The following is a 25323-nucleotide window of genomic DNA, read 5'->3' on the forward strand; positions in this document are numbered from 1 at the left end:
GATTCCGCTTCGCTGCATCTCGATGGAGGGCGTTCGCCCTATATGAATAGAAACCTGCTGTCTATGGAATGCAAGCATTCCAAGCCATCAATTTTCTATTCCCGCACAACTCACTTTAGTACCAAAATAGTACCACAAGGCAAAAAACAAGCTCGCAAATGCCCATTTTACTAGGCTTTGCGAGCTTTTGAAAATTATTCAAACTCAATCGTTCCCGGCGGCTTGCTGGTAAGATCATACATTACCCGGTTGACCCCCTTGACCTCATTGACGATCCGATTTGCCACATGGGTCAGCACGGAGAAAGGAATCTCTGACACATCCGCGGTCATGAAGTCGCTTGTGTTCACTGCGCGCAGTGCGACGGCGTAATCGTAAGTTCTTCCGTCACCCATAACGCCCACAGAACGCATGTTGGTCAGGGCAGCGAAATACTGACCGACACAGCGGTCCAGACCGGCCTTCGCGATCTCCTCGCGGTAGATTGCGTCAGCTTCCTGAACGATGCGAACCTTTTCGGCAGTCACTTCACCTATGATACGGATTCCGAGACCGGGGCCGGGGAAAGGCTGGCGAAACACAAGGTATTCGGGAATGCCAAGCTCCAGACCGGCTTTTCGCACCTCGTCCTTGAACAGGAGACGCAGAGGTTCAATAATCTCCTTGAAATCCACAACAGAGGGAAGTCCGCCCACATTATGGTGTGATTTGATAACGGCAGATTTTCCAAGACCGCTCTCGATCACATCAGGATAGATCGTTCCCTGTACCAGATAGTCTACGGCGCCGATCTTCTTCGCTTCCTCTTCAAATACGCGAATGAACTCTTCACCGATAATTTTTCTTTTATTTTCAGGCTCCGTAATGCCCTCCAGTTTCTTATAATAACGCTCCTGGGCATTGACACGGATAAAATTCAATTCATAAGGGCCGTTGGGACCAAATACAGCCTCCACCTCATCGCCTTCATTCTTGCGGAGAAGACCATGATCGACAAAGACACAGGTCAGCTGTTTGCCGATCGCCTTGGATAAAAGAACTGCTGCCACAGAAGAATCCACGCCGCCGGAAAGGGCACAGAGCACCTTGCCGTCTCCGATCTTCTCCCGCAGAGCCTTGATGGTCTCTTCCACAAAGGAACCCATCTTCCAGTCGCCGCGGCAGCCACATACCTTATACACAAAATTGGAGAGCATCTTCATGCCTTCCTGGGTGTGCATAACCTCCGGATGGAACTGAACCGCATACAGCCCTCTGTCCGGGCACTCCATGGCAGCTACGGGACACACAGGCGTGTGCGCCACCACCCTGAAATCTGCCGGAGCTGCTGCAATATAATCGGTATGGCTCATCCAGCAGATCGTTTTTGCAGACACATCGCCAAACAGGACAGAAGTATTGTCAACCTCCACCTCTGTCTTGCCGTATTCGCTGACAGGAGCCGTCTCCACTTTTCCGCCCAGCATATACGCCATCAGCTGGGAACCATAACAGATTCCCAGAATGGGAATGCCCAGATCGAAAAGCTCCTGACGGCAGCGGGGCGAGTCATCCCCGTAAACACTGTTGGGGCCGCCGGTAAAAATGATACCCTTGGGATTCATGGCCTTAATTGCTTCCAGGTCCATGCTGTAGGGATGCACCTCACAATAGACATTGCATTCCCGGACCCGTCTGGCAATCAGCTGATTATACTGGCCGCCAAAATCCAGCACAATAATCATCTCTTTTTTCACAAAGATCTCCTCCTGCTTGTTTCTCTGTTAGTAATATTTCGATCCAAAAATAAAGATAGCGTCGGTTAACAGGGAGCAACACGCCTCAGGCTGTGTAATTCTGCCTGTTCCCATGTGCTGTCGGCTGCCGTAACTTATCCTGCCGCACAAAATGCACCTGACAGGAATCTTTGCATATATCCATTTATACGCGAAGGTTTCCCGTCAGTGAAACTTTACGACAGTTTTTCTCCACATTCCGGGCAGTAAAACAGCTCTGCCTTCACACTGGCATGGCAGGAAGGACAAATTCTTGTTTCTCCTTCCTCTTCTTCCTCTGCTTCCGGCTCCTTCACGAGAATTTCATTTTCTGCTCCGCATTTTCCGCAGAACCGGTCCTCATTAGGCATCCAGGCGCCGCAGCTGGTGCAGTGCTTCTGATTTTTGAGAATCTGTTTATCTTTTGTCAGACTCTCCAGCCGATCCGCACATTCTTTGATATCAGCCGCATAAACAGCGTATTTCTCAGGCATATCATCCTTATGCTCATTGTAAAATGCCTCGCCGAGAGCTGCATACGCCTTCTTTAACTTCGCTTCCTCCTGGGAAATCTGAAGGCTCAGCTTAGTGGAGCCTGCCACTTCCTTTGTCTTGTTTCCCAATGCTCTGCCTGTATTTGCAACCGTCTCACTTAACGTATCAAAAAATCCCATTTGAATCCTCCTCTCAAAAGAAAAGTCCCCCCACATTCTTTCATTATAATTTCATCTATTATAAATGTCAATCAGCGACTTCCGTCCAGATGATGGGCATCGTTGAGGACCCGGAGAATGCAGCGATCCTCCTCCACATCAATGATCGTCAGCGAAGTATTGTCCAGCTCAATACACCGATACAGTCTGGAACTGATGTCCAGAAGATAAAAGATTGCCAGCTTCAGAATTCCTCCGTGAGCCACCACAACGATCGTTTTGTCGGTGTGACGGAATTCTTCCTTGATATCCTCCAGGGCTGCGCCGACACGGAGCTTGGCCCTGTTCAGCGTCCCCTCCCCGGCCATGGGGTAATGGAAGGGCTCTATTCTGTATTTTACAAAGGCTTCACCAAACTGCTCTGTCAGCTGCTCTTTTGTCAGACCGTCCCATTCCCCGAAATTCAGCTCTTTGATCCCATCCACCTTGTGAATGGGGAGGCCCTTCGGCTCTGCAATGGCTCTGGCAGTGTCATAAGCCCGTTTAAGGGGCGAAGAATACACCTCATCCACATGGATGTCGGCAAACCGCTTTCCTAAAGCTTCTGCCTGAGCCCTGCCTTTTTCCGACAGAGGAACATCTGTCTGTCCCTGATAACGGCCGGTCACATTCCATTCCGTCTCTCCATGCCTTACAAATATAAATCTCATCTCTGTTCTCCTTATTCCTGCTCTTACACGCCTTCCGGCTTCTCGCTCAGATACCGTTTCACATACTGTCCTGTATAGGATATGGGATTTTCGGCCACCTCCTCCGGAGTGCCTCTTGCAATCACAGTTCCGCCGCCGTCACCGCCCTCCGGTCCCATATCGATCAGATAATCCGCCGTTTTGATCACATCAAGATTATGTTCAATGACGATCACAGTGTTTCCATTTTCGCACAGACGCTGGAGAATTTCAACCAGCTTATGCACATCTGCAAAATGAAGGCCTGTTGTCGGCTCATCCAGAATGTAGATCGTCTTTCCGGTGTCGCGCCTGGAAAGCTCCGTTGCCAGCTTGATCCGCTGGGCCTCGCCGCCGGACAATGTGGTGGATGGCTGTCCCAGCTTAATATAGGAAAGTCCCACATCGTTTAACGTCTCAATTTTTCTGCGGATGGAAGGAACATTCTCAAAGAAGCGAAGCGCCTCCTCCACCGTCATATCCAGAACATCATAGATACTCTTTCCCTTATATTTGACCTCCAGCGTTTCCCTGTTATAGCGCTTGCCGCCGCAGACCTCACAGGGGACATATACATCCGGCAGAAAATGCATCTCTATCTTCAGGATGCCGTCTCCGCCGCAGGCTTCACAGCGCCCACCCTTCACGTTGAAGCTGAAACGCCCCTTCTGATATCCCCTTGCCTTGGCATCCGCCGTGGACGCAAACAGATCCCGGATCATATCAAAGACCCCGGTATAGGTAGCCGGATTGGATCGCGGTGTCCGGCCAATGGGCGACTGGTCAATGGCAATGACCTTATCCAGCTTTTCCACTCCCTCAATGGTTTTGTGCTTTCCCGGAATGGTTCTGGCCCGATTCAGCTTCTTTGCCAGCGCTTTGTAGAGAATCTCATTGACAAGAGACGATTTTCCCGACCCGGACACTCCGGTCACGCAGGTAAAAACTCCAAGCGGAATCTCCACATCGATATCCTTCAGATTGTTTTCCGCTGCTCCCCGAACCCTCAGAAAGCCGTTGGGTTTTCTTCTGGAGGAAGGCACAGGAATCTTGATCCGTCCGCTCAGATAAGCACCGGTAATGGATTTTTCACAGGCCATAATGTCCCCGGCCTTCCCCACAGCCACCACCTCACCGCCGTGTTCACCGGCTCTTGGACCGATATCCACAATATAATCGGCAGCCCGCATCGTATCCTCGTCATGCTCCACCACCAGCACACTGTTGCCCAGATCCCGCAGATGGATCAGTGTCCTTAACAGTTTATCATTATCCCGCTGATGAAGTCCGATACTGGGCTCATCCAGAATATACGCCACCCCCACCAGGCCGGAGCCGATCTGAGTGGCAAGACGGATCCGCTGTGCCTCGCCGCCGGACAGCGTGGCCGTGCCGCGGGCCAGAGACAGGTAATCCAGGCCCACATCCACCAGAAATCCCACTCTGGCGCGGATCTCCTTGAGGATCATTCCGCCGATTGCCACCTGTGTGGGAGTCAGTCTGTCCTCGATATGCTCCAGGAATTTCTTCAGATTTCCCACCGACATGGATGTAATCTCATAAATATTTTTATCGCAGACCGTCACCGCAAGAGAGCTCTGCTTCAGACGGCGGCCGCCGCAGACCTTACAGGGAGTAATTCTCATAAAGGTCTCATATTCTGCTTTCGTAGTGTCTGATCCGGTTTCCCGATAACGGCGCTCCACATTGCGGATCAGTCCCTCAAAGGCCACATCGTAGATGCCTTCCCCCCTCTGGCCTCTGTAATGGACCTTTACCTCGCGGCCGCCGGTTCCATGGAGCAGAATGTCATGGACCGTTTTCGGATAATCCTGAAAGGGCACATCCAGATCAAAATCATACGTTTCCGCCAGTGCTTCCAGGATTGCCCGGCTGAAGCTTCCCTTTGTGGTACAGGACTGCCAGCCGCAGACGGCAATAGCACCCTGGTTGATACTCAGACTTTTATCGGGAATCATCAGATCCTCGTCAAACTCCATCTTGTAGCCCAGTCCGGAGCACTCCGGACAGGCTCCGAAAGGATTGTTGAAGGAAAAGCTTCTGGGCTCCACCTCTTCGATGCTGATACCGCAGTCCGGACAGGCAAAGCTCTGACTGAAATTCATCGGCTCGCCGTCAGGAATGTCCACGATCATCAGTCCGTCCGACAGCTGCATCGCCGTTTCAATGGAATCCGTCAGCCGTTTTTCAATGCCTGCTTTCACCATCAGACGATCCACCACGATCTCAATATTGTGCTTGATATTTTTATCAAGGGCAATTTCCTCTGTCAGTTCATAAAGATTCCCGTCAATGCGGACACGCACAAAACCGCTTCGCTTCGCCTGTTCCAGGACCTTCTCATGGCGTCCCTTCCGCCCGCGGACCACCGGAGCCAGAAGCTGGATCTTCGTCCTCTCCGGAAGCTCCAGGATCTGATCCACCATCTGATCGATGGATTGCTTCCTGATCTCCCTCCCGCATTTGGGGCAGTGGGGAATTCCGATTCTCGCATACAACAGACGGAAATAGTCATAGATCTCCGTCACTGTTCCCACCGTGGAACGGGGGTTCCTGTTCGTGGATTTCTGATCAATGGAAATGGCCGGAGAAAGTCCCTCAATGCTTTCCACATCCGGCTTCTCCATCTGTCCCAGAAACTGCCTTGCATAAGAAGACAGAGATTCCATATAACGCCGCTGCCCCTCTGCATAGATGGTATCAAAGGCCAGAGAAGATTTTCCCGAACCGGAAAGACCGGTCAGTACCACAAATTTGTCCCTGGGGATATCCACCGAAATATTTTTCAGGTTATGCTCATTGGCCCCGCGAATCCTGATATATTTTGTTTCTGCCATTTCAATCTCCTGTCATTTATCCCTTGAATATAAGTGTTTTTTCAGACTCAGCATCTGATCACGCAGCTCTGCTGCCTGCTCGAAATCCAGTTCCGCTGCCGCTCTCTGCATTTTCTTCTGGATTTTCTCGATAAGCTTCAAAAGCTCCTTCTCGCTCATGGATTCCGGTTCCTTCTGAAGCTTCATACCCCGGACTGGTTTCTCCTCAGTCCTGGAAATACGGATCAGATCGCGGACTGCCTTCTTGATGGAAGTGGGCGTAATGCCGTGCTCATCGTTATACGCCTGCTGAATTTTACGGCGGCGTTCCGTCTCGTCGATGGCCACCCGCATGGAATCTGTTATGGTATCTGCGTACATGATCACGTAGCCGTCCGCATTGCGCGCCGCCCGTCCGATGGTCTGAATGAGAGAGGTCTCTGACCGCAGAAAGCCCTCCTTGTCCGCATCCAGGATCGCCACCAGACCGATTTCCGGAATATCCAGACCTTCTCTCAAAAGGTTGATTCCCACCAGAACATCAAACAGATCCAGACGCATATCCCGAATGATCTCGCTCCGCTCCAGCGTATCAATATCTGAGTGAAGATACTTTACCCGGATTCCTACCTCACGCATATAATCCGTCAAATCTTCCGCCATACGCTTTGTCAGAGTGGTCACCAGCACCTTCTGTTTCTTTTCCACCACCTGATTGACCTCGGAGATCAGATCATCGATCTGTCCGTTCACCGGCCGGACCTCCACTCTTGGATCCAGAAGGCCCGTGGGACGGATGATCTGTTCCGCCCGAAGGAGCTCGTGATCGGCCTCGTAAGGTCCCGGCGTAGCGGAAACAAACAGAAGCTGATCGATCCGTTCCTCAAACTCACCGAAATTCAACGGCCGGTTATCAAGAGCCGACGGCAGACGGAAGCCGTACTCCACCAGAGTTGTTTTTCTGGAACGGTCGCCTGCATACATCCCTCGGATCTGAGGCACAGTCATATGGGATTCATCAATGATGATCAGAAAATCATCCGGAAAATAGTCAAACAGAGTGCAGGGCGGCTGCCCCGGCTCCTGCCCGGTCAGATGTCTGGAATAATTCTCGATGCCGGAGCAAAATCCGGTCTCCCGCATCATCTCAATATCAAAATTGGTCCGTTCGGAAATCCTCTGCGCCTCAAGAAGCTTGTCCTCACTGCGGAAATACGCAACCTGCTCTTCCAGCTCTTTGGCAATGGTCTCCGTAGCCTTCAGCATCTTGTCTCTGGGTACCACATAATGGGAGGCAGGAAAAATGGCAATGTGCTCCAGGAGGCTTCTGGCCACCCCTGTCAGAGGATCGATCTCAGAGATCCGATCCACCTCATCTCCGAAAAATTCTATCCGATAAGCCGTTCCCTCGCTGTAGGCCGGATAGACCTCCAGCACATCTCCCCTCACCCGGAAGGATCCCCGTTTAAAGTCCATATCGTTTCTTGTATACTGTATCTCGATCAGCTTGTGAATGACATCATCCCGCTCCCGTTCCATTCCCGGCCGCAGGGAGATCACCATCTTCTTATAATCGATGGGGCTGCCCAGACCGTAGATACAGGATACCGACGCAATGATGATCACGTCCGACCGCTCCGAAAGAGCCGCTGTGGCCGAATGGCGCAGCTTATCGATCTCATCGTTGATCGACGAATCCTTCTCAATATATGTGTCTGTCGAAGGCACATAGGCCTCCGGCTGGTAATAATCATAATAAGACACAAAATATTCTACCGCATTCTCCGGAAAAAATTCTTTAAACTCACTGTAAAGTTGAGCTGCCAGTGTTTTGTTATGGGCAATAACAAGCGTCGGTTTATTTAATTTCTGAATAACATTTGCCATTGTAAAAGTCTTGCCGGAACCGGTAACTCCGAGAAGAGTCTGGAACTGGTTGCCCTCTTTGAATCCCTTTACTAATTGTTCGATCGCCTGCGGCTGGTCGCCGGTTGGGGCATATTCAGAGTGTAATATGAATTTGTCCATGATTTTCCTCTTTTAATCATCAAAACATCCACCTATGTTGGCTGCCTTCTTTGAAGTTCCTTACCAGTATAACATCCCCGCCTAAAAAAGTACAGAGGGAAATGAACATTTGTTCTGTTTTTTACAAATTCAGGCAACAAAAACGGCAGCCGCAGCTGCCGTCCTGTCTATTAGGAAAGTTCTTCCAGCAGAACCTCCTTTGCTTTTTCAAGCTGATTGTCGGTACCGTCCTCTTCCTCAGACTTCTCCACAGCCACATCCGGATCAATGCCGATTTTATGGATGCTGGTTCCGTTTGGCGTGTAATAATCGGACACGGTCACCTTCATGGCTGTTCCATCGCCAAGGGGATAGATATTCTGAACGATTCCTTTTCCAAAGGTAGTAGTTCCCACGATCTTTGCCCTGCCGTAATCCTTTAAGGCCCCGGCCAGGATCTCCGATGCACTGGCGGAGTTTCCGTTGACAAGGACTGACACCGGTCCGTCAAAAGCAAGCTCCTCATCCGCTTCATAGGTACTTCCCTGCCCGTTCTTATCCTTGGTGGATACGATGACCCCCTCTGTCAGAAAGTCATCGGTAATTTCCACTACCTGATCCAGACGGCCGCCGGGATTATCCCGCAGGTCCAGCAAAAGTCCTTTCATTCCCTGGCTCTTCAGATCTGTCAGCGCCTCGGTAAACTGGCTGTAGGTAACTCCGTCGAATTCCGTAATCTGGAGATACCCGATGCCGTTTTCCAGCATCTTCCATTCCACCGTATCCATACTGACCGATCTGCGTTCCACATCCAAAGCCACAAATCCGCCAGACGACTCCCGGTACACCTCAAGCTTCACTGTGGTTCCTTCATCGCCCCTGATCTTGGCAACCACATTATTGATATCTTCCGTGGTAATATCCTCGTCGTCCACCTTGTAGAGCACATCTCCCGCCAGAAGTCCGGCTTCTTCTGCACCGGAGCCCCGGAATACCCGGATCACCGTGATCAGATTCGTCGACGGATCCTGACTGATCTGGACTCCGACTCCCACATATTCACCGCTGGAGGATTCCTGCAGCTCCTTGTATTCCTCCTCCGTATAATAAACGGTATAGGGATCACCCAATGATGCAATGAACCCCTTGTAAATTCCATCTCTCATGCTTTCTTCATCAACATCATAGAGATAAGAAGCATCCACCATGGTTTTTAACTTTTCAAGCTTTTCCTCGATCTCCCCGTAATCAAGGCCGGCTGCCTGTTCTTCCTGTGGAAGAGCTGCCTTCTGCCTTGCCGTCAAAAGGAAGTAGATTCCCCAGGTAGCTGCTGCTGCCACTGCCAGGCTGCACAGGATCCCGGTCAGCACTCCCTTCGCAAAACGGTTGTCACGTCTTTCCATGCACGATTCCTTCTTTCCTTCACTGCTTTATAACGAAAGCCGTTGTCAGGGCGGTGATACATAATTCAGCGGATTCCTGGAATATTTGGAACTGCTGAAGCCGCCCACACGAACTTCAAAATGGAGATGCGGTCCCGTGGACCAGCCGGTATTTCCCACCAGCGCAATGGTTTCCCCCTGTTTCACCCGGTCGCCCTCGGAAACGAAAAGCTTCTGGCAGTGCATATATACCGTGTATGTACTGTTTCCGTGATACAGGATGATCCAGTTGCCGGCGGAACTGCTTTTTCTGGCGATAATGACCTCACCGTCGGCTGCCGCCACAATATCCGCACCTGCCAAAGCTCCTCCGGGCAGTGCAATATCAATCCCGTGATGATCACTCAATGCTCCATCGGATTCTCCGGTGAGAGGATCATCCCGGCTTCCATAACCGGATGATATCCTGCCGCAGCTGGGAACCGGCCAGATAAAACCGGTAGCTGCCGGCGGCTTTGCAGGTGCCTCCGTGGAAGGCTTTGTGGGCGCTTCCGTGGGCGGTGCTGCCGACTCTGTTTCGCCGGAAGAAGGCTCTGCAGCTCCCCCCGTATCCGTGGACGGGGCTTCAGGCACTTCTGTCACCTGCTCTGACTCTGTCGCTTTTTCCGCGGCTTTGCTTGCTGCCAGAGCTTCAGCCTCCTCCCGTTTCCGGATCTCCTCCTCCAACGCCTGGAATTCCGCCATTTCTTCCTTCAGAGCCTCGTCGTAATCGGCCACCAGCTCCTGGTTTTCAGAGATTTCGTCGTTAATGGCTGCCAGCTCTGTCTGCTTCGCCGCTTCCAGCTCAGAAAGGGACGTCTGCTTTGCCTCAGCCTCAGCCATCATGATCTCCAGGCTGGCATAGGAGGCCTCCAGCTCTTCTGTTTTGGAAGCGATAAATTCCTTTGTATCCTGATAAGCAGCCAGCATAGTTCTATCATATTCTGATATTTTTGAAATATACTCGGCCTGACTGAGAAACTCCGAAAGATCAGCCGACTCAAACAACAGCTCCAGGAAATAGGTATCTCCTTTTTCATACATATACTGAATACGGAGCTTCATATTTTCATATTGAGTCTTTTCCGTCTCTCTGGCCGTTTCCAGCTCCAGAAGCGCTTCATCAATCTCCTGTCTGGTGGACTCCATGCGCCCCTCAATATCCGACAGACTCGACTCGACCGCTGCCAGTTCCTCATTGATACCTGCAAGATAAGCACTGGCATCATCCTTCAGCTTGTCAAGCTCCGAAAGCTTATTCTGGACCCGTTCCTTTTCCTCCTCAATGGCATCGATCCGCCCCTGTCTGCTTTCCAGATCTTCAGAGGCACGCGCCCCGGGAAGTCCTCCTGCCCAAAGGCAAAGAGCACAGAACAGGCAGAACAGTCTTTTGTATTTCCATTTCATATTCCTGTCATTCCTTTCTGATTTGGCAGGGCTACGCCTTCAGATGCTTTCTGATGGAGAAGAAGCTGCCAAACAGTCCGATTCCAAGGCCCAGGCCCATCGAAACCGGAATCAGTACCTGAAATACCTGTCCCACCGGAAGCAGTGTCAGAATTCTGGACAGGATGCTCAGACGGCTCAGGCAGAACCGAACCGCATATCCATATGCATAATAAACAAGAGCCAGCGGTATTCCGGCACCGAAAAGGCCGATGATAATTCCCTCCACCACAAACGGTGCACGGATCAGAAAATTGGTGGCTCCGATCATCCGCATGATCTTGATCTCCTCCTTGCGGACGGTAATGGTAATGGCAATGGTATTGCTGATGAGGAACACCGCCACCCCAAGAAGGATCAGGATGATCCCCATGGACACATACCCCACCACATTATTGATGCTGGCAAGACCTGTGGCAGCGATCTCCGAATAATTGACCTTCCGTACCCCATCGATCGTCTTCAGATAATCCACAAAGCTCTGCTGGTCTTCGATATCATTCAGATAAAGCTCGTAGGAAGCCGAATTTGCCAGCGGATTGTCCTGTTCAAAGCCCTCGGCGAGCTCCGGAGCGTCGGCAAAGTAATCCTTTTTATAGGTTTCCCATGCCTCCTCAGCCGAAACATAACGCATGTCGGCCACCTCGGACCGGGCACCGATCACCTCTCCCAGGGCCTGGATCTCCTCCTCAGAAAGACCCTCGTCAAAGAACACCGTGACTCCCACGGTGTTTTCCATCTCCCGGACCATGAACTGTACATTTACCACAATGGAATAAAATATGCAGAACAAAAACACGCAGGCAGCCATGGTTCCCACCGAAGCCAGCGTGAACAGCTTGTGCTTCCGGATACTCCGGAAGCCCTGTTTGATGCAATACCATAATGTGCTAATTCTCATTCCCGTACCCGCTTTCTTCCTTATCGGTCACAATGACTCCATGCTTCATGGTGATCACCCGTTTCTTCATCTTGTCCACGATCTCCTTGCTGTGGGTCACGACGACAACGGTAGTCCCCATCTCATTGATCTCCTCCAGAAGCTTCATGATCTGCCACGCGTTTCCGGGGTCCATATTACCTGTGGGCTCATCGGCCAAAAGGATCTCCGGCCGGTTCACAAGAGCCCTGGCAATGGCAACCCGCTGCTGCTCTCCGCCGGAAAGCTGACTGGGCAGGGATTTATATTTGGAGGAAAGGCCCACCATGGCCAGCACCTCCGGCACCCGCTTGCGGATCTCCCTGGTGGGGGTCACCACCACCCGCTGGGCAAATGCCACATTCTCATACACATTTCTGTCCTTGAGCAGACGAAAATCCTGAAAAACAACGCCCAGGCGACGTCTGTACCTGGGTATCATTTTCCTCTTCATTTTTGTAATATCCGTGTCACCGACACGGATATTACCGGAAGTTGCTTCAATTTCTTTTAACAGCAGCTTGATCAGAGTTGTCTTTCCAGAACCGCTGTTTCCCACGATAAAGACAAACTCACCCTTTCCGATCTTCAGGCTGATATCCCGCACAGCCTTTGTTTCCCGGTCGGTGGCCTTGTCGTATGTCTTACTGACGTGTTCAAACTCAATCATTAAAAAACCTCAATTCTAATTATCCAGTGTTTCGATGTAATTCATATACTTCACTACCATAAGAGCGATCTTGAAGGTAATGGCATCCTCGAATACCCGAAGGTCCAGGCCTGTGCTCTTCTGCAGCTTATCCAGCCGGTAAACCAGAGTATTTCTGTGAATATACAGCTGTCTGGAGGTCTCAGACACATTCAGGTTGTTTTCAAAGAATTTATTGATGGTCACAAGCGTCTCATCATCCAGATCATCGGGGGATTTTCCGTCAAAGATCTCCTTGATGAACATTCTGCAAAGAGAAACAGGCAGCTGATAGATCAGACGGCCGATTCCCAGATTGTTGTAAGCCACAATGTTCTTGTCACTGTAGAAGATCTTACCCACATCAAGGGCCATTTTGGCCTCCTTGTAGGAGCGTGATACTTCCTTTAATTCGTTGACAATGGTTCCGTATGCCACATGGACCGTGGCCATGGCCTCCGTGTTCAGCATATCGAGGATCATTTTGGCTACCTTATCCATATCCTCGTAGCTCTCGCCAGTCTTGAGTTCCTTCACCAGGATAATATTTTTCTCATCCACTGCGGTGATGAAATCCTTGGACTTGGCAGAAAACATGCTTTTCACCGTCTCCAGAGCCACCGTGTCATTTTCCGTCTGTGTCTCAATGACAAACACCACCCGGCGTACATTGATGTCAATATGAAGCTTCTTGGCACGATTGTAAATGTCGACCAGAAGCAGGTTGTCAAGCAGCAGATTCTTGATAAAGTTATCCTTGTCAAACCGTTCCTTATAGGCCACCAGAAGATTCTGGATCTGGAATACCACTACCTTGCCTGCCATGTAGGCATCGTCTCCGGCCCCCCTGGCCAGAAGAACATATTCCAGCTGATGTTCATCAAACACCTTAAAAAACTGATAGCCCTGGATCACCTGACTGTCTGCCGGTGACTCCACAAAAGCCAGTACAGAAAATTCGTATTCCTCCGCGTCCGGGAATGTGGTTGCCAGAACCTTTCCCTCCGTATCACAGATACAGAGTTCGATTCTCATGATCCCTTTCAATCCCTCAATCGTGTTCTGTAAAATCTGATTTGATATCATAGTTTCACCCCTGCCACTATCTCATCTTATTAATACCCACTAAAATCCTGACTTTATCTTAATGCAAAATGGGCAAAAATAAAAGGGTTTTTTGTAATTTTTTTATATTGATTTTAAAAAAAACAAAAAGAAACAGCAGCTTTTCCCAGGTAGTCCCTGCACAAAAGCTGCCGCATTTCTCTTTCTAATGCATCAACAACACTTATACGATGGATTTTTGTGTCTCTCTGTCAAAGAAGAAAAATCTTGACTCTCCATCCGGCAAAAGCTCACAGCCCATGTCCTCCTCGTCGGAAGGCCTGCTGACCGTGTAGCCCATAAGTACCCGTTTTCCCACATAACCCGCCTGTTCCAGCCGGGGGATCCACTCCGGAGGTACGTCCACGCTGAAATTGTCCGCCACTGCCTCCACAGCAGTCTTACCCTTAACGATTCTCACCTCACCGCTTCCAAAACCCGGCTCATTCATAAACTGGGCAACAAAGAAACAGCAGGGATTTTCCATAAGCTCTTCGGCGGTTCCCACCTGTATGATACGGCCCCGCCGCATGATGACGGTTCTTGTTCCCATAAAAGCTGCCTCCGCCGCATCGTCAGTGGCGTAGATCAGGGTCGTCCCAATCTCTTCCTGAAGCTCCTTCAGACGGTTCCGTGCCTTTTTCCTGGCCTGAAGATCCAGACTTCTTACGGGATTCAGCAAAAGAAAAGCCTCCGGCTGGTGCACATGGGCCCGCGCCATGGCCACATACTGCTTCTGAAGCTCATTGAGCTCCCTGGGATAACAGGAAAGAAGATTTTCAATCTTAAATATTCTGGCTGTTTCCTCCACTGAACGGCGTATGACATCCTCCGGCTCCTGGTGCAGCTTCATGGCGAAGCTGATATTATCACGGACCGTCATGCCGGGATACAGAGTGTAATGCTGAAAGATCATACCCATGTTCCGTTTTTCGGGCTTTCCGTTCTCCACTATCTCACCGTTGATCCGAAGCTCTCCGCTGCTGATGGGCTCCATGCCTGCGATCATCCGAAGGACTGTGGCCTTCCCTGAGCCCTGAGGCCCTGTCAGTACAAGAAACTCTCCGCTATGTATTTCCAGGCTGAAATCCCTCACCGCCGATTTTCCGTTGGGAAATGTTTTTGTCACATTCCGAAATGAAATCTCTGCCATCAGAAACCTCCCGCTTTTTATCATTAATTTCATCATACCCCATGGATTTGTAAAAAGCCATGACCGAAATCAACAAAAAGCATTTTTTCTCTTTAGCAACTTTGTACAGCCCATCATAGAACTGACAATCCGGCTGCAGATTTGGACAGGTTTCCTGTAAAGATTTACTATATTATTCGAGACACATTTCGGCAGTTTAACGATGCGCCTTTTCCTTCCAGTAGTCCTCTATTACGGTAAGAGTCCTGTCCACATCTTCTTTTGTGTGAACGGAAGAAAGGAAAATGGCCTCAAACTGGGACGGTGCCACATAGATTCCATGAGCCAGCATATAGCGGAAATAATCAGCAAAGGCGCTGACATCAGAAGTCTTTGCCGATCGGTAATCCACCACCTCTTCTCCGGTAAAGAACAGGCAGGACAGAGAACCGACACCGGTCACCCGACAGGGCGCTCCGGCCGTTTTCACCAGCTGCGAAAGCTCCGCCCGGAAATAATCGCCCATGGCATTCATCTCTTCGTAGATCTTCGGATTCTCCTTTAATATATGAAGCTGTGCAAGACCTGCCGCCATGGCCACCGGATTTCCGCTTAAGGTACCTGCCTGATAAACGCTTCCCACCGGAGACACCATTTCCATGATCTCCCTGCGTCCGCCATAGGCGCCCACCGGCATTCCCGCACCAATGATCTTTCCAAAGGTGGTGAGATCCGGCGTCACACCGTAATAGCCCTGAGCACCGTCAAAGCCCAGACGGAAACCGGTGATCACCTCGTCAAAGATCAGCAGCGCTTTCTCCTCATCACAGATCCTGCGAAGCTCCGAAAGGAAGCCCTCCTTCGGAACCACGACGCCCATATTGGCTGCCACCGGCTCCACGATCACTGCGGCGATCTCACCCGGGAACTGGGAAAACAGGCTTCTCACACTGTCTGCATCATTGTAAACAGCTGTCAACGTATCCTTAGCACAGCCCTCAGGCACACCGGCACTGTCCGGCACGCCGCTGGTCATGACGCCGGATCCGGCCTTCACCAGCATGGAATCACAATGTCCGTGATAGCAGCCCTCGAATTTGATGATCTTGTTTTTACCTGTATAGCCTCTCGCCACACGGAGAGCGGACATCACTGCCTCTGTACCGGAATTTACCATGCGGACAAGCTCGATGGAAGGCACCATTTGGCAGATCAGCTCTGCCATCTCCACCTCAGCGGGACAGCTTGCTCCAAAGGACAGCCCTCTTCCCGCTGCCTCCATGGCTGCCTCCCGAATAGCAGGATGATTGTGACCCAGGATCATGGGTCCCCAGGAACCGATATAGTCAATGTAGGTGTTTCCATCCACATCGGTGATCATTTCCTTTTCCGCCTTCGCGATGAAGCGCGGTCTTCCTCCCACCGCCTGAAATGCCCGGACAGGACTGTTGACACCACCGGGAATCACATTTTTTGCCCGTTCAAATAACTGCTCCGATCTGTTCATAACTACCTCCTCAGCCAATACGGCCTTCCTCCATGAATTTTGCCAGCTCTTTGGCATAATACGTGATCAGCACATCCGCTCCTGCCCGGTAAATGGATGCGGCAGACTCACACACGATCGCCTCTTCATTGATCCAGCCTTTGGCAGCTGCCGCCTTGATCATGGCGTACTCCCCGCTGACACTGTAGGCCGCCACCGGCACATGAACGGTCTCGGAAACCCGCCGTATCACATCCATATAGGAAAGGGCCGGCTTTACCATCACCAGATCGGCTCCCTCCTCCACGTCGAGAAGCGCCTCCTTGATTCCTTCCTTTGCGTTATGATAATCCATCTGATAGGTTTTTCTGTCTCCGAAGCTGGGAGCGGAATCCGCTGCCTCCCGGAAGGGGCCGTAAAAGGCCGATGCATATTTCACCGCATAGGACATGATGGGAGTTTCCTTGTGTCCGTTTTCATCCAGTATAGTCCGAATGGCTGCCACCCGGCCATCCATCATATCGGAAGGCGCCACCATATCAGCACCGGCCTCCACATGGGAAAGGGCCGTCCGTGCCAGCAGGGGCAGGGTCTCATCATTGTCCACATCGTGGCCGCACAGGGCACCGCAGTGACCATGGGAGGTGTATTCGCACATGCACACGTCGGTAATATAATACAGCTCCGGCACCTCTTTTTTCCCGATCCGAAGTGCCTTCTGTACGATTCCGTCCTCTGCCCAGGCGCTGCTTCCGATCTCATCCTTTTTATCCGGTATTCCGAAAAGCAGGATCGAGGAAACACCGGAATCAGCCACCTCGGAAAGCGCTTCCGGCAGCATGTCCAGACTGTAATGATACTGTCCCGGCATGGAAGGGATCTCATGCCGGATACCCGTTCCTTCCACCACAAACATCGGATAGATCAGAGAAGACTTGTCCATTCTTGTCTCCCGAACCATCTTTCTCAGTGCCGTATTTCCTCTTAAACGCCTGGGGCGCTTTACCATATCCATTTTATTTCCTCCTGATTCTATTTTACGATCTCCAGCAGCTTTTCCACCATGCTGTCCATATCGGCCCGGTCGGAAACGATCACCTGAATGCCGTACTGTTCCGCTTCCTTTGCCGTCTGCTCTCCAATGCAGAGACCACGCACCTTCCGGTAATCCAGTCCGGGAAACATCCTGACAAATCCCCGCACCGTGGAAGCACTTGTGAAGGTCACAATATCCTCCGGCCTTATATCCAGACCGTTCCCCTCACCGTCAGACAGCTCCGTCCGGTAAACAGCCACATCATCAAAGGCAATGCCCGCTGCCAGAAGCGGCGCTGTCACCTGCTCCGTTCCGATGTCTGCCCGGGGCAGAAGAAGCCGTTCTCCCGGCCCGACCTGTTCGGCGAGCAGCGTTCCCAACGCTTCACCGGTATACACGGTGGGTTTCACCTCCGCGAAAATCCCTCTCTTTGCAAGGGCTTTCTCCGTAGCCGGCCCGATGGCCGCAAAACGGATTCCGGAAAGGTTCCGGATATCAATGCCCGCCTCATACAGCTTATCAAAGAAGCAGTCGACACCCTCCGCGCTGGTAAAGGCGATCCAGCTGTAGGTCTCAAGCTGAGAAAATGCCCGTTCCAGAGGCTCATTGTTTCCGATTGGCTCCGTTTCGATGGCCGGAAGCAGGATCACCTCGGCCCCAAGGGCCGTCAGCCTGTCAGCCATCTTCCGGCTCCGTTTCTTCGGCCTCGTCACAATGATCCGCTGCTTTCCCAACGGCCGGTCCTCCGCCCATCGGAAGGTTTCCGAAAGGCTGCACACCTTTCCCACCACGATCAGAGCAGGAGACTGGATCTTTTCTTTCCGGGCCTCCTCAGGAAGCCGGGATACGGTGGACACCACCCTCCGTTGGGCTGCCGTGGTTCCCCGTTCCAGCACCGCTGCAGGCATGTCTTCCTCCATTCCTGCCGCTACAAGACCCCGGCAGATATCCCCGAGAGCACTGAGTCCCATGTAAAACACAAGCGTTCCGTCCAGCTTTGCCAATGTATCAAAATCCAGTGTCTCTCCGCTGCCACGCTTTTTATGGGCCGTGATCAGGTGCACAGAGGAGCAGTAATCCCTGTGGGTGACCGGAATTCCCGCGTAGGCCGGTACTGCCGCTGCAGCAGTCACCCCCGGTACCACCTCAAAGGGAATATGGTGTTCTGCCAAAAGCTCCAGTTCCTCTCCTCCACGGCCGAAAACGAAGGGATCGCCTCCTTTTAAGCGAACCACCCGTTTTCCTTCCCGGGCCTTCTCAAGAAGGATCCGGTTAATCTCCTCCTGGGGCACCGGATGATCTCCGGACCGTTTGCCCACATCAATTTTTTCCGCTTTTTCCGGCATCATCTGAAGAATCGCCGGTCCCACCAGCCGGTCATAGACCACCACCTGGGCCTCTGAAAGGACCTTCTGCCCCTTCAGGGTAAAAAGACCGGGATCGGAGGGTCCTGCTCCCACCAGCCATACCTTACCGCACGAAGTGCGCCTGCCCGCAGGGCATGCATTGAGGGGTGCCCCAGGGCGAACCTTACCGCACGAAGTGCGCCCGCCCACTGAAGCCTGAAGCTTTTTTGCAAGAGCGATGCCCAGTGCTTCAGCCTCCTCAGCCGGACCGGTCAGTTCACCGGTCAGATACCGGCCTGTTTCTTCTTCATAATACAGGCCCCGCAGCCGGAGGAGTTCTCCTTCCTTCACAGCATATGCGGCAATAGGGGAAGAACAGCCTCCGTCCAGATACCGTACAAACCCCCGCTCCGCCTCTGCCTCCTGACGGGCACTTTCACAGGCGATGCAGTCCAGGTAAGAGTAATCCTCTCCCGTCCGGCCCTGCACTGCCAGAATTGCCTGCCCTGCCGCAGGAATCACCTGGTCCGGCTCCAGGTATGTATCGATCCTGTCGGAAAGCCCCAGGCGTATCAAGCCTGCAGCAGCCAGCACAATGGCGTCATACTTCCCCTCATCCAGCTTTTTTAACCTGGTCAGTACATTTCCTCTGATCAGGGAAAACTCCGCCTCCGGAAACATGGCCGCCAGCTGCAGCCGCCGCCGCTCGCTGGAGGTTCCTATCACAAAAGGGCGTCCGCAGTCCGGACTCCATCTCTCTCTTCCTCTCGGGTAAACCAGCACATCCCGGACCTCTCCCCTCCCGGAAAAGGCCACAATGGGCATCCCCTCCGGCTGTTCCATAGGCATATCCTTCAGGCTGTGTACGGAAAAATCGATCTGCTTTTCCCGGAGCGCTTTGTCCAGCTCCTTGACAAACAGACCCTTTCCGCCCACCTGATCCAGGCTTCTGTCCAGAATCATATCTCCTGTTGTTTTCATGGTCACCAGCTCAAAGGTGAGTTCCGGATGACTCTTCTCAATCTGCCTGAGCAAAAGCATGGTCTGTTCCACCGCCAGCCGGCTTTCCCGGCTGCCCACGCGAATCACTTTCTTATTTTCTGCCATTATAGCCTGATTATCCTTTCTTTCAAGGTTCCTTACTACTATACTTTTCCGCGAAAAGCTGCCGGACCTCTGCCGCAGCCTCCTTTGCCATCCGGTGATCCTTTCCTCCGGCACAGATTCCTGCCGTCAGAAGCCCCCCTCTGGCAATTCCGGGAAAATAAAAATCACACTCTTCTTTTTTGTCCGCCACGTTGACCGGAATCCCTGCCTCCCGGCACCAGACTGCCGCCTGATGGTTTGCCTCCCGGCTGTCAGTCGCCGCCACCGCCAGAAAGGCCTGATCCAGATCCCTTTTTTCCAGGATGCGGAGCTCACAGTTTATGCGGCCCTCCTCCCAAAGCTTTCTCACCTCCGGAGAAATCTCCGGTGAAACCACAAAAACCCGGGCGCCGAATTCCTCCAGCACCTGAATGCGCCTTGTGCCGATCACTCCGGCACCCGCAACCACGGCCTTTTTCCCATCAAGCTCCACAAACATCGGAAATTTCATGCTTCTTTTCCTTTTCTATTCCAGATTATCTGAAGAACGCTTCAGCCCATCGAGACAGGGCTTCCAGCTCTGAGGCTCCATGTCCTCCCGGAGGCCGTAACAAAGCTTGGCCACCACCTTGGCCGCCGCCTTCTCGATGGCCTTTTCCAGTTCCTCCCGTTCTTCCCGCTCCAGTGAATAACTCTTCAGTTCCTTTCGAAGCCGTGCCGCCGTATCTTCCCCTGCTGCCCGGGCGATCTCCTTCACCACCGGCACATACTCCCGAAACTCATACCACTGTTCAAATTCCAACTCATATTTCTTCAGGATCTCATCAGCTACCGCGATCTGCTTCAGATCCCCTTCATATTTTAACTGGCTGAAGCTGTCCATATCAAAAAGACGGATTCCCGACAGCTTCCCAAGCTCCGGCTCCAGATCTCTGGGGATTGCAAGATCAATGAATACCCTTTCACCGTCTGACAGACATTCCGCTGCCCGTTCCGCCGTCAGCGTATAATGAGGGCTCACTGTGGCACTCACCACAATATCCATGTGAGAAAGCTTCTCATACCTGTCGTTGTAATCGATCACACGACACCCTGCGGGAATGATCGCCTCTCTGGTCTTATACTGACGCAGAGTCATGGACACAAAACCTCCGGCCTTCACAAGCTCTGAAGCGGCCAGCCGGCCGATCTCCCCGTTTCCGATCACCATACAGTTTTTTCCCTTTATGGAAATTCCCTCTTTGCGAAGGAGCGCTGTCATGGCTGCCGCCACGGAACGGTCCACGTTGGTGAGAAGCACCTTTGTTTTCACTTTTTTAGCACCGGTCACTGCCGTGCGAAACAGGATCTCCAGCACCGAATCCAGTGCTTCCTGCTCCCTGGCCACGTCGACAGCCCGCTTCACCTGGCTGATGATCTGGTCGTCCCCGAAGATCTGGGACTGGAGGCCGCAGCACAATTCCATCAGGTAATGGACTGCCTCTTTCCCCTCCCGTACAGTAAAATAGGAAGCATAATCGGAATAGTCCAGTTCCTTTTCTCTGCAGAGCAGGGCCGCAGGATTGAGCCCGTAAAAGCTGTCCGCCTCCCCGCTGATCCAGTATTCTGTCCTGTTGCAGGTGGAAATGATCACACAGCCTGTGACTCCTTCTGCTTTTCTGCTCTCCTTCAGTGCCCGCTCCACCATGGAAGCCGTCATGGAAAACTGCTCCCTGACCTGAACCGGTGCCTTCCGGTAATCTATTCCGGCCATCTTTATCTTCAACGTTCTTTCCTCTTTTCTCACGTTTCTTGTCCTTAGAAATCATAACATCTTCCCTGGGAATAAGCAAGCCTCCCCGTCCCGAATTTGCGCACCTTCCTCCGGTTTTCTCATATATTACTAGTAACCACCCATTCGGAAAGGAATTCTTATATTGGAACGTTATAATCAGCGCCGGGCAGACTGCAGGCGCGGCGGCTCCATGCCCGGCTTCTGCCCGGGTCCGGCACAGGTATCCTGTGATCCCGCTCCCCGCAGCTGCCCCAAACCGACTCTCTATGAGTCCTCCCGCTGCAGCGGTTCTTCCTCCCTGGAGGGATCCCACTGCAGAGCACCTGTTTCCCGCGAAAATTCCTGTGGCTGCCCCTCTGCCCCGCGGGCAGATTTTAATGTCTGCCGTTCCGGACAGTGTCCGTCCGACAGCAATCGGGATGTCGCCATGGGCTATGTACCCTGGCAGCAATGGGAATGTACCTACCCTTTGGATAAGGGTCTTTTCATCGGAACGGTATTTCCGTCTCTTGACAAACCATTCGTCATCGGGAGGTGTGCAGTCCGGCCATGAATGAATTAATGAATGATATCTACAAATTCAGTTTTGCTCTGGATGATGTGCAGCTTTATCTGGACACTCATCCCGACTGCCAGGAGGCCCTGGCCTATTATCAGAACATGAAAAAAGCCAGAGAGACCGCTGTAAAGGCGTATGAATGCCAGTTCGGCCCTCTGACCAAGGACGGCGTAAAGGATGACGCCGATTACTGGACCTGGGTGAACGATCCCTGGCCCTGGGAAGGAGGTGCCTGCTCATGTGGAACTATGAAAAAAGGCTGCAGTACCCGGTAAACATCAGCACGCCAAATGCGGAGCTGGCGAAGATCATTATCAGTCAATACGGTGGCCCCGACGGAGAAATGGGCGCCTCCATGCGTTACCTCTCCCAACGCTACGTAATGCCCTACAGGGAATGTAAGGCAGTGCTGACAGATATCGGCAGAGAAGCCTCTGAAATGTTCCGCTTTTTACAAACTGCTCTGAAATTTTCCGTTTTTCCGTCGAAAGACTTCCGGGCTGTAAAGCTCCATTTAAACGGAAGCAGCTTCAGATATATGTCAACGTTGTCCCTGTCATTTACCACTATTCTATCCAGGATCCCCTTATAGAACTCGTCCTCCTGTTCCACTCCGCCGACAATTTCGCGGATGGTTTCCTCAATCTCCTTCATCGGGACAGACAGTTCGGAAGAAACCGTAGCTCTGACAACGGAAGTCAGCTGCTCTTCCAGCTTCTCCCTGTCATAGTTCAGGCCTCCGGCAACCAGCCTCATCATATGGATGGCCTCTTCGTTCCGAATGCTCTGCCCGACACAACCCACCCGATCTCCTGCCTGATCTATATGAGGGCTTCCGTTCTTCACCGCTTCTGCACAACGCCACGCTTTATAGCGGCTTCCGTCTTTCCGTGTCTTATATCTGGCGACGCAACTACTGCCGCAGCGGCCGCACTTGATTTTCCCGGAGAAGGGATACCTGCTGCTGTGTTTTGATCTTCCTTTCTGCGAGAGGGACCTGGCATCCAGTATGCGGTTTGCTTTTTCAAAGAGTTCCCGGGAAATGATCGGTTCATGATGATCCCGCAGAATCACAAACTCCTCCTGGCCCCTGTTATATTTCTTTGAATGGGACAAATAGTCCGGAGTATAGGTCTTTTTCTGAACCAGATCGCCGCAGTATTTTTCATTTCGGAGAATGCGGAGAATAACCGTATTCTGCCATTCCCCAGCATACATCGGATGAATGCCTTCCTCCCGAAGCTCCCGGGCAATGATGTGAGTTCCCTTTCCCTCATGGACAAACTTGTGAAAGATCAGGCGTACCGTCCTTGCTCCCTCCGCATTGACCGTCATTTTTCCGTCTTTCACATCGTAGCCAAGCATACTCCTGCCGAAGACGATCCCCTGCTCCATCCGGCGTTTCTGTCCCCATTTTACCCGCTCGGAGGTTCTTCGGCTCTCCTCCTGTGCGATGGAGGACATAATTGCAAGACGCAGCTCCGCATCACTGTCCAGAGTGTTGATATTATCATTCATAAAGATCACGCCGACACCACGGCTTTTCAGTTCCCGGGTGTAATAAATGCTGTCCAGCGTATTTCTCGCAAAGCGGGAAATTTCCTTGGTTATGATCAGATCAAAGTCGCCGTTTTGGGCGCAGGCTATCATACGGTTAAATTCCTTCCGCTTTCTTGTATTGGTCCCGGAAATCCCCTCGTCAGCAAAGATCCCGTAAAGCTCCCAATTAGGACTGGCTGCAATGTACTGACGGAAAAATCTGCACTGATTTTCAAAGGAATTTGCCTGGTCCTCCTTGTCCGTGGACACCCGGCAATAGGCAGCCACACGCTTTTTCTCATCCACAGCTTTCTGTTCCTGATATAACCGTTCATACCGGTCCATTGCTGCCCCTTCTTTCCAGCTCGGCCAGGCAGCGTTTCCTCTGTTCCGGGCTTAACAGCTTTCTCTGTTCCAGAGAAAAAAGAACTGATTTCTGTATGTTCATAAGAAATGCTTCGTACTCCTCTCCCTTTAATTCCGGAGGCGGATCACCGGAATAAACAAATTCTCTGTACATTAGCCGCTGTCTCCTCATTTTGTTCCATATATATGGGGCAATGGCTGTACCATAGAACAAACGGGTAAAAAATAGCGCCCACTTCACAAGTGAGCGCTGTTGTTGTTAAATCGCTGCGGAAACTTCTTACTCCACCTCATAGGGCCAGTCATTGATGCCTCCAAACTCATAAATCTGCGTATAGCCCAGTTCTGCCAGAGCCTGAGAAGCCTGTTTGCTCCGCCGGCCGCTTCGGCAATACACCAGGACCACAGAATCCTTCTTGGGAATCACCGATGCGGCACTGTCCTCATCGATGGTTCCTAACGGCAGTAAAACTGCCCCCGGAATGTGGCCGGTTTCATATTCTTCCTTTTCCCGGACATCCAGAACGATGGCATCCTCCTGCTCCTCCATCATCTGCTTTGCTTTATCCTGCGAGATCTGCTGATACGTATTCTTTTCCACGTTCTTCCCTCCGCATCCTGTCAATACTGTTATCATTATCAAAATCACCGTAAATATGCGTTTCATATTTTATCTGTCCCCTTTAATCGTCACTTTTATCGTGCCGCCAGTCTTTTCCACCGTTCAGCCCTGCCGGAAAGGGCACCGTCTGCCGATACACTGGTTATTCTGTGCAAAACGTCTGCATACAGGGACCGTCCGTGTCATTTTCACGCCCAATTCCTCCCGTGCAAAGTCGATGGCAGCCAGAACAGCCAGATATGAATCCCGTTTGCAGCAGCGGGGACCGCCCACTGCACCGATGCTGCCCAATGCCTGGGATGTCATACGATTGCTGAGCCCCCAGGGCTCTTGGGCCAGAGGTGTGGAGCTGGTGGCGATAGCAATAAACTGCCCCGCGCTGATTCCTGCGCCGCAGGCGCCCCAAAATCCACATACTCCACCGGGAACCGCTTTGCCCCGGCTGTACATTTCCCTCAAAGCTTCCTCAAACTCCAGTCTGCCTCCCGCGTTTTTATAGGCTGTCAACAGCGCCATACCAACCATCACATGATGCTCCGGTCCGTGCATATGACAGAAGGGAAGCCCCATCATTTTTTCGAGGATCTCCATGGGATCTGTCGAGGTCTCGGACAGGCACAGGCCAAAAATACTGTCCATTCCCTTTGTATGACATTCGCTGCATACATAATGACCGTTGATACAGCGGGTCTTGCTCATTTCCTGTTTATGACAAATGGCACACTCCATCAGCTCATCCCTGACCAGATATTGAAGCGGTGCTTTGCAGATCAGACATTCTTCCTTCATCAGATGTTCCCTCTTTCTCCGTTTTGACGGT

22 protein-coding genes and 1 pseudogene are annotated in these 25323 nt (G+C 51.8%); 3 read left to right on the top strand and 20 right to left on the bottom strand.

All coding sequences use genetic code 11. From position 1 onward, the window contains the following. Positions 1–194 precede the first annotated feature (194 nt). From guaA to hemA, 16 genes are all read right to left on the bottom strand, one after another. Complete coding sequence (gene guaA / locus QJ036_RS10285; RefSeq protein ID WP_283231297.1) at positions 195–1736, bottom strand: glutamine-hydrolyzing GMP synthase; 1542 nt, start codon at positions 1734–1736, stop codon at positions 195–197. Between the two features lie 215 nt (positions 1737–1951). Then, positions 1952–2428, bottom strand: a complete 477-nt coding sequence (locus tag QJ036_RS10290) for a zinc ribbon domain-containing protein (protein ID WP_283231298.1) — start codon at positions 2426–2428, stop codon at positions 1952–1954. Positions 2429–2499: 71 nt separating this feature from the next. Continuing rightward, the gene (locus QJ036_RS10295; RefSeq protein WP_283231299.1) at positions 2500–3117 is read right to left on the bottom strand and encodes a histidine phosphatase family protein; all 618 of its coding nucleotides are present in this window, start codon (positions 3115–3117) and stop codon (positions 2500–2502) included. A 23-nt stretch (positions 3118–3140) separates the two neighbouring features. Further along, positions 3141–5993, bottom strand: coding sequence for an excinuclease ABC subunit UvrA (uvrA, locus tag QJ036_RS10300; protein ID WP_283231300.1), 2853 nt, complete (start codon positions 5991–5993; stop codon positions 3141–3143). 12 nt (positions 5994–6005) lie between these two features. After that, positions 6006–8000, bottom strand: a complete 1995-nt coding sequence (uvrB, locus tag QJ036_RS10305) for an excinuclease ABC subunit UvrB (protein ID WP_283231301.1) — start codon at positions 7998–8000, stop codon at positions 6006–6008. A 170-nt stretch (positions 8001–8170) separates the two neighbouring features. Continuing rightward, complete coding sequence (locus QJ036_RS10310; RefSeq protein WP_283231302.1) at positions 8171–9382, bottom strand: S41 family peptidase; 1212 nt, start codon at positions 9380–9382, stop codon at positions 8171–8173. A 45-nt stretch (positions 9383–9427) separates the two neighbouring features. After that, positions 9428–10807 (bottom strand): murein hydrolase activator EnvC family protein, encoded by a 1380-nt coding sequence (locus QJ036_RS10315; RefSeq protein ID WP_283231303.1) that lies wholly within the window; start codon positions 10805–10807, stop codon positions 9428–9430. 31 nt (positions 10808–10838) lie between these two features. Then, positions 10839–11747: a permease-like cell division protein FtsX gene (gene ftsX / locus QJ036_RS10320; RefSeq protein ID WP_283231304.1), complete on the bottom strand. Its 909-nt coding sequence runs from the start codon at positions 11745–11747 to the stop codon at positions 10839–10841. Continuing rightward, entirely contained in the window at positions 11737–12435 is a 699-nt protein-coding gene (gene ftsE, locus QJ036_RS10325) for a cell division ATP-binding protein FtsE (RefSeq protein ID WP_283231305.1), read from the bottom strand. Before ftsE ends, ftsX begins: the two co-directional genes overlap by 11 nt. A gap of 15 nt (positions 12436–12450) precedes the next feature. Beyond that, a complete protein-coding gene (locus QJ036_RS10330; RefSeq protein WP_283231306.1) occupies positions 12451–13539 on the bottom strand; it encodes a PucR family transcriptional regulator in 1089 nt (362 codons plus the stop codon). A gap of 202 nt (positions 13540–13741) precedes the next feature. Continuing rightward, positions 13742–14710 carry an ABC transporter ATP-binding protein gene (locus tag QJ036_RS10335; RefSeq protein WP_283231307.1) on the bottom strand — a complete coding sequence of 323 codons (969 nt, stop codon included), beginning with the start codon at positions 14708–14710 and terminating at the stop codon, positions 13742–13744. A gap of 196 nt (positions 14711–14906) precedes the next feature. Continuing rightward, the gene (hemL, locus tag QJ036_RS10340; protein WP_283231308.1) at positions 14907–16196 is read right to left on the bottom strand and encodes a glutamate-1-semialdehyde 2,1-aminomutase; all 1290 of its coding nucleotides are present in this window, start codon (positions 16194–16196) and stop codon (positions 14907–14909) included. A 10-nt stretch (positions 16197–16206) separates the two neighbouring features. Beyond that, the gene (gene hemB, locus QJ036_RS10345; protein WP_283231309.1) at positions 16207–17190 is read right to left on the bottom strand and encodes a porphobilinogen synthase; all 984 of its coding nucleotides are present in this window, start codon (positions 17188–17190) and stop codon (positions 16207–16209) included. A 17-nt stretch (positions 17191–17207) separates the two neighbouring features. Beyond that, positions 17208–19664, bottom strand: a complete 2457-nt coding sequence (cobA, locus tag QJ036_RS10350) for a uroporphyrinogen-III C-methyltransferase (protein ID WP_283231310.1) — start codon at positions 19662–19664, stop codon at positions 17208–17210. 22 nt (positions 19665–19686) lie between these two features. Further along, a complete protein-coding gene (locus QJ036_RS10355) occupies positions 19687–20154 on the bottom strand; it encodes a precorrin-2 dehydrogenase/sirohydrochlorin ferrochelatase family protein (protein WP_283231311.1) in 468 nt (155 codons plus the stop codon). A gap of 15 nt (positions 20155–20169) precedes the next feature. Next, positions 20170–21408, bottom strand: coding sequence for a glutamyl-tRNA reductase (gene hemA / locus QJ036_RS10360; protein ID WP_283231312.1), 1239 nt, complete (start codon positions 21406–21408; stop codon positions 20170–20172). Between the two features lie 151 nt (positions 21409–21559). Here hemA and QJ036_RS10365 point away from each other — a divergent pair, with 151 nt between their 5' ends. The 3 genes and pseudogenes from QJ036_RS10365 to QJ036_RS14240 form a co-directional block, all read left to right on the top strand. Next, positions 21560–21970 (top strand): spore coat associated protein CotJA, encoded by a 411-nt coding sequence (locus QJ036_RS10365; RefSeq protein ID WP_283231313.1) that lies wholly within the window; start codon positions 21560–21562, stop codon positions 21968–21970. Further along, positions 21967–22251: a spore coat protein CotJB gene (locus QJ036_RS10370; RefSeq protein WP_283231314.1), complete on the top strand. Its 285-nt coding sequence runs from the start codon at positions 21967–21969 to the stop codon at positions 22249–22251. The genes QJ036_RS10365 and QJ036_RS10370 overlap by 4 nt, the downstream gene beginning before the upstream one ends. Beyond that, positions 22215–22406 (top strand): annotated as a pseudogene (locus tag QJ036_RS14240) (manganese catalase family protein); the annotation flags it as partial. The gene QJ036_RS10370 and the pseudogene QJ036_RS14240, both read left to right, overlap by 37 nt. Here QJ036_RS14240 and QJ036_RS10380 read toward each other — a convergent pair. The 4 genes from QJ036_RS10380 to QJ036_RS10395 all read right to left on the bottom strand — a co-directional run bounded on the left by QJ036_RS10380 (position 22364) and on the right by QJ036_RS10395 (position 25292). Next, on the bottom strand, positions 22364–23860 hold the full coding sequence (locus QJ036_RS10380; protein ID WP_283231315.1) for a recombinase family protein: 1497 nt from the start codon (positions 23858–23860) through the stop codon (positions 22364–22366). The pseudogene QJ036_RS14240 and the gene QJ036_RS10380 sit on opposite strands and share 43 nt — an antisense overlap. After that, positions 23847–24035 carry a hypothetical protein gene (locus tag QJ036_RS10385; protein ID WP_283231316.1) on the bottom strand — a complete coding sequence of 63 codons (189 nt, stop codon included), beginning with the start codon at positions 24033–24035 and terminating at the stop codon, positions 23847–23849. The genes QJ036_RS10380 and QJ036_RS10385 overlap by 14 nt, the downstream gene beginning before the upstream one ends. A gap of 126 nt (positions 24036–24161) precedes the next feature. Then, positions 24162–24482: a rhodanese-like domain-containing protein gene (locus tag QJ036_RS10390; RefSeq protein ID WP_331487527.1), complete on the bottom strand. Its 321-nt coding sequence runs from the start codon at positions 24480–24482 to the stop codon at positions 24162–24164. A gap of 123 nt (positions 24483–24605) precedes the next feature. After that, on the bottom strand, positions 24606–25292 hold the full coding sequence (locus tag QJ036_RS10395; protein WP_283231318.1) for a DUF5714 domain-containing protein: 687 nt from the start codon (positions 25290–25292) through the stop codon (positions 24606–24608). Positions 25293–25323 lie beyond the last annotated feature (31 nt).

The sequence above is a fragment of the Fusibacillus kribbianus genome, from assembly GCF_030053595.1.
GTDB lineage: Bacteria > Bacillota > Clostridia > Lachnospirales > Lachnospiraceae > Lientehia > Lientehia kribbiana.

Excerpts from the sequence above, each read along its gene's own strand:
- QJ036_RS10290 (WP_283231298.1), bottom strand. The coding sequence starts at position 2,428 with ATGGGATTTTTTGATACGTTAAGTGAGACGGTTGCAAATACAGGCAGA.
- QJ036_RS10295 (WP_283231299.1), bottom strand. The coding sequence starts at position 3,117 with ATGAGATTTATATTTGTAAGGCATGGAGAGACGGAATGGAATGTGACC.
- uvrA (WP_283231300.1), bottom strand. The coding sequence starts at position 5,993 with ATGGCAGAAACAAAATATATCAGGATTCGCGGGGCCAATGAGCATAAC.
- uvrB (WP_283231301.1), bottom strand. The coding sequence starts at position 8,000 with ATGGACAAATTCATATTACACTCTGAATATGCCCCAACCGGCGACCAG.
- QJ036_RS10310 (WP_283231302.1), bottom strand. The coding sequence starts at position 9,382 with ATGGAAAGACGTGACAACCGTTTTGCGAAGGGAGTGCTGACCGGGATC.
- QJ036_RS10315 (WP_283231303.1), bottom strand. The coding sequence starts at position 10,807 with ATGAAATGGAAATACAAAAGACTGTTCTGCCTGTTCTGTGCTCTTTGC.
- ftsX (WP_283231304.1), bottom strand. The coding sequence starts at position 11,747 with ATGAGAATTAGCACATTATGGTATTGCATCAAACAGGGCTTCCGGAGT.
- ftsE (WP_283231305.1), bottom strand. The coding sequence starts at position 12,435 with ATGATTGAGTTTGAACACGTCAGTAAGACATACGACAAGGCCACCGAC.
- QJ036_RS10330 (WP_283231306.1), bottom strand. The coding sequence starts at position 13,539 with ATGATATCAAATCAGATTTTACAGAACACGATTGAGGGATTGAAAGGG.
- QJ036_RS10335 (WP_283231307.1), bottom strand. The coding sequence starts at position 14,710 with ATGGCAGAGATTTCATTTCGGAATGTGACAAAAACATTTCCCAACGGA.
- hemL (WP_283231308.1), bottom strand. The coding sequence starts at position 16,196 with ATGAACAGATCGGAGCAGTTATTTGAACGGGCAAAAAATGTGATTCCC.
- hemB (WP_283231309.1), bottom strand. The coding sequence starts at position 17,190 with ATGGATATGGTAAAGCGCCCCAGGCGTTTAAGAGGAAATACGGCACTG.
- cobA (WP_283231310.1), bottom strand. The coding sequence starts at position 19,664 with ATGGCAGAAAATAAGAAAGTGATTCGCGTGGGCAGCCGGGAAAGCCGG.
- QJ036_RS10355 (WP_283231311.1), bottom strand. The coding sequence starts at position 20,154 with ATGAAATTTCCGATGTTTGTGGAGCTTGATGGGAAAAAGGCCGTGGTT.
- QJ036_RS10370 (WP_283231314.1), top strand. The coding sequence starts at position 21,967 with ATGAATGAATTAATGAATGATATCTACAAATTCAGTTTTGCTCTGGAT.
- QJ036_RS10380 (WP_283231315.1), bottom strand. The coding sequence starts at position 23,860 with ATGGACCGGTATGAACGGTTATATCAGGAACAGAAAGCTGTGGATGAG.
- QJ036_RS10385 (WP_283231316.1), bottom strand. The coding sequence starts at position 24,035 with ATGTACAGAGAATTTGTTTATTCCGGTGATCCGCCTCCGGAATTAAAG.
- QJ036_RS10395 (WP_283231318.1), bottom strand. The coding sequence starts at position 25,292 with ATGAAGGAAGAATGTCTGATCTGCAAAGCACCGCTTCAATATCTGGTC.